At 70.0% G+C, this 4,265-nt stretch carries 3 protein-coding genes; 1 reads left to right on the top strand and 2 read right to left on the bottom strand.

Going from position 1 to position 4,265, the window contains the following annotated elements:
* Positions 1 to 40 precede the first annotated feature (40 nt).
* Positions 41 to 1,657 carry a phospholipase D-like domain-containing protein gene (locus ACWGI8_RS40515; RefSeq protein ID WP_453668453.1) on the bottom strand — a complete coding sequence of 539 codons (1,617 nt, stop codon included), beginning with the start codon at positions 1,655 to 1,657 and terminating at the stop codon, positions 41 to 43.
* 249 nt (positions 1,658 to 1,906) lie between these two features.
* A complete protein-coding gene (locus tag ACWGI8_RS40510; protein WP_453668452.1) occupies positions 1,907 to 2,128 on the bottom strand; it encodes a hypothetical protein in 222 nt (73 codons plus the stop codon).
* Positions 2,129 to 2,379: 251 nt separating this feature from the next.
* Here ACWGI8_RS40510 and ACWGI8_RS40505 point away from each other — a divergent pair.
* Positions 2,380 to 4,265, top strand: a 1,886-nt coding sequence (locus ACWGI8_RS40505) for a SpoIIE family protein phosphatase (RefSeq protein WP_453668454.1), incomplete at its 3' end; no start/stop codon positions are given.

The following is a 4,265-nucleotide window of genomic DNA, read 5'->3' as shown; positions in this document are numbered from 1 at the left end:
CTGCCGGGCGGGGCCGCTTCGTGTGCCGGGTGCCGCCGGGTCAGCCCTGGCAGATCCCCCGGGCGTAGTCGAAGGTGGCGGTCGCCTGCGCGTACTTCCACTGCGGGGTCAGCAGCTCGGCGGAGAGCTGTCCTGCCGCCTCCGGGTTCTCCACGATGTACCCGAAGTCCTGCAGCCAGGCGGGGTAGAGGTTCTTCGATCCGATGTAGAAGGCCGATCCGTCCACCGAAACCAGCTTGTGGTGCTGCGCGTACGGCTTGCCGTCGGCCCATGCGGCGGTGTCGGAGTGACGACCGGTGGCCAGCTGCAGGCTGCTGCACATCGTCGCCGTCGCCTCCTGCCGGCCACCGGTGATCAGCGCGAGGCGGCTCCGCAGCACATCGCTGATCTCGTTCAGCGACTTGATCTGCGAGTAGCCGCCGCTGCCGACCGCACCGCGGTTGGCCGGGTCGCTGACCACGATGCGGACCTTCACACCGGCAGCCAGCTTCGCCGCGAGGGCGTCGTACAGGCGGATGTCGTACCGCGGCAGCGGAGGACATGTGGCGTTGAGGTCCTGCTGGGAGATCTCGATGTGGCTGCTCGCGCTGTCGATCAGCGCCCGCAGGGCACTCTCCTCCGGGTTGACCGTGTCGTAGTCGCGGTCGGCGTTGGTGCGGTCGTGCAGGCCGACGACGCACTTGGTGTCGGACGCGGTCGGCAGCGACGGCCGGAACGCCGACAACGGGTCGGAGTCCCTGATTCCGACGCCGAGGCCGCCGACGGCGATCACCGGGACCTTTCCGGTCGCGGGGGCCTGGGCGGGGTTGGAGTCCTTCTCCATCGCGGGCATGCAGTCCGCACCGGGGGACGAGGCGAACCAGACCTTGGCGAAGTTGCCCTTGTTCTGGCACGTCCAGGCCCAGAGTTCGTCCAGGTACCTGCCGGCGGATCCCGCGGCGGGACCGGTGAGCGCGAGGTCGACGTCGGACACCGGGTGAGTGGTGTCGATGTAGTCGTTCTTCCAGCTGTTGATGCCGCCGGTGATCACCGACTGGCCGTCCACCACAAGGAGCTTCGAGTGGTTCCACGAGAACGCGGTCTTGGAGGTCGTCATCGACGCGACGTTCAGCGTGACGCCGTCGGCGGCCTTGCCGAGTTTGGACCGCAGCTCGTCGCGGTACTTCGACGGAATCACGTTCATGTGGTAGATCGGCGCAGCCCCGACGAGAACGCGCACCTTGAGCTTGTTGCCGGCCCCGGCCGAGTTCTTGAGGCCCGCGACGATCGCATCCTGGAACGCCCCGTCCGGAAACGGCGCCAGGGTGGATATGTCGACCGTGCGTGTGGCCTTCGAGATGTTCTCGGTCATCTTCGCCAGCAGCCGCTCGGTACCGGAACGCTCGGCACAGGTGGCGTCGCCCCAGCAGCCGGGGGTCTGCTGCAGCCAGTCCGAGGAGTTGCCCGAGGAATCGTCCAGCTTGTTACCGCTCGTGCGCTCCCACACATGGCCTTCGAGTCCTGGTGACACCTGCCGCAGGGCCCGCTCGACGGCGTCGAGGTGCGGCGTGGACGACTCGGCGAGCGCCGGGGTGGCGGGCAGCACGGAGGCGGCGAGGGCGAAGACCGCAGCGGTCCCTGCGAGACGGGATAAACGGTAGAGCCGGAAGCGGGTCAATTCGGCGTCCTTAACAAGTGGTCAGGGTGTTCCTGGCGTGCTGATCAGGCGCGGCACGGCAGGGCAGCGCGCAGTGGTCCACAGGCCGGCGGGGCCACGGTGGATGATCAACTCGACGAAGTTACCAGGCAGTCGGAAAGCGTGCGCACCGCGGAGCCGCCGCTGAAACCGTCGTGTGTCCGAGCCGTACGAGGGTGCCGTCCCATGCGCACCTGCGGCCGTCCGCGCCCTCGCCCGTGGCCGTCATCGTCACCGGCGCAGGTGCGGACTGCAGACCGCACGGTCCAGTGCCGTCACCGCGGTTCGGGCGAGGTCCGGATCGATCTCGACGCCGTACAGCCGACGAGGGCGATCGCCGAGCTCGCGGCCGGAGAAGAAGTGCCGCGCGGGCGGACTCTTCGAGCAACGCTGCCCGAGGCCGGTCCCGACCCGGCCGGGGCCCCGGCGCTCGGGCGGCCGCACAGCCGGCATCACCCGGTGGTTCCACCGCGGCCTGCTTCCGCCCCGACCGTCCCGTGATCGGCACCTCAAAGCGATAGAAATTACCTATGCGCGGAGTTTTGGGTCAAATCAGGCGTAAGTTGTTCAATTCGCCTAGAGGTATTCATGTGCCCGGTCGGCTTCATCGCCCCGGACACGGCCGTCAAGAACACCACGACCAGGAACAGGACCAGCCGCACCGTCGCGGAACGGCGGGGCGTCTGCTGCGGCGCTTGCGTTCCCTGCTGAGCGTGCGCAGCCTCGCGGGCCAGGTGTTCCTCCTGCAACTGGCGGTCGTCGTGCTGGTCGTCGCCGCCGCGCTGGTGGCTCTCGTCGTGCAGGCGAGGCGCGACAGCATGGCGGACGCCCGGCACCGGACACTCACCGCGGCCCAGACGTTCGCGACCTCCCCGGGGCTCCTGACGGCATTGGACAGTCCCGACCCGACCGCGAAGCTTCAGCCGAGCGCCGAGGCGGTCCGCAAGGCCGCCGGCGTCGACGCCGTCATCGTGTACAGGCCGGACGGGATCACCCTCACCCACAGTGACCCGAAACAGATCGGGAAATACGTCATCGGCCCCTACGCCGAGGCGGCGTCCGGAAAGGCGTTCACCAAGACCTTCCAGGGGGCCCTGGGGCTCTCCGTGATCTCGGCGGTCCCCGTCAAGGACAGCAGCGGCTCGGTCGTGGCCATCGTCTCCGCCGTCGTCACGGTGGGGAAGGTGCAGGACAGGGTGAATCAGCAGCTCCCCGTCCTGGTCGGGGTCGTGGCCGGGGCGCTCGCCCTGGCCGCAGCCGGGTCGGCACTGGTGAGCCGGCGGTTGCAGCGGCAGACCCACGGTCTGGGCCCGGCCGAGATGACCCGGATGTACGAGCACCACGACGCGGTCCTGCATGCGGTGCGGGAGGGGGTGTTGATCATCGGAGGTGACGGCCGGCTGCTGCTGGCCAACGACGAGGCCCGGCGGTTGCTGAACCTTCCGGCGGACGCGGAGCACCGTCATGTCACCGGTCTGGGGCTGCAGGCGGACCTCGCCGAGCTGCTGACGTCCGAGCGCCCGGCCAGCGATGAGGTACACCTGGCGGCCGACCGGCTGCTTGCCGTCAACAAGCGGTTCACCGCCTCCCGTGGACCGGCCAGCAGTGTGGTGACACTGCGGGACACCACCGAGCTGCAGGCTCTCGCCGGCAGGGCCGAGACGGCCCGCGGACGGTTGCAGCTGCTCTACGACGCCGGGATGCGGATCGGGACCACCCTGGACGTCACACGCACCGCCGAGGAACTCGCGGAGGTCGCGGTCCCCCGGTTCGCCGACGTCGTCACCGTCGAGCTCCTGGACCCGGTCCTGCGCGGTGAGGAGCCGTCCGGTGCGAGCACCGTGATGCGCCGCACCGCCGTCGTCGGCCTGGAGGGGGACCATCCCCTCTATCCGGTCGGCGAGTCCATCCGGTTCGTCGCCTCCCACCCCACGGCCGCAGGCGCGGCCGACGGCCGAGCGGTACTGGTGGGGGACCTGAGCGCCTCCGAAGGCTGGCGGGCCCAGGACCCCCCACGCGCACGGAGAGTCCTGGACCGCGGCATCCACTCCCTGATCGTGGTCCCGCTGCGGGCCCGGGGGGTGGTGCTCGGAGCCGCACACTACTGGCGGGCAGACGGCTCCCCGCCGTTCGAGGAGGAGGACGTGTCCTTCGCCGAGGAGCTGGGCGCCCGGGCAGCGGTCTGCATCGACAACGCCCGCCGCTACACCCGCGAGCACACCATGGCCGTCACTCTGCAGCGCAGCCTGCTGCCGCGCGGACTGCCCGAGCAGACAGCCCTCGAGGTGGCCTACCGCTACCTGCCGGCCCAGGCCGGGGTGGGCGGGGACTGGTTCGACGTCATCCCGCTGTCCGGTGCCCGGGTGGCCCTGGTGGTCGGCGATGTCGTCGGCCACGGCCTGCACGCGGCGGCCACCATGGGCCGGCTGCGCACCGCCGTTCACAACTTCTCCGCCCTGGACATGCCTCCCGAGGAACTGCTGGGCCGTCTGGACGATCTGGTGGCCCAGATCGACACCGGCGAGGACGTCGCCGAGGGGGACGGGCAGGGGATCAGCGGGGCCACCTGTCTGTACGCCGTCTACGATCC

Source organism: Streptomyces sp. NPDC054841 (assembly GCF_053611045.1).
The sequence above is the reverse complement of the archived record's forward strand: the minus strand, read 5'-3'. Positions and strand labels throughout refer to the sequence as shown.

Bases quoted from the DNA above. Each gene is read 5' to 3' on its own strand.
- ACWGI8_RS40510 (WP_453668452.1), bottom strand. From the start codon at position 2,128: ATGCCGGCTGTGCGGCCGCCCGAGCGCCGGGGCCCCGGCCGGGTCGGG.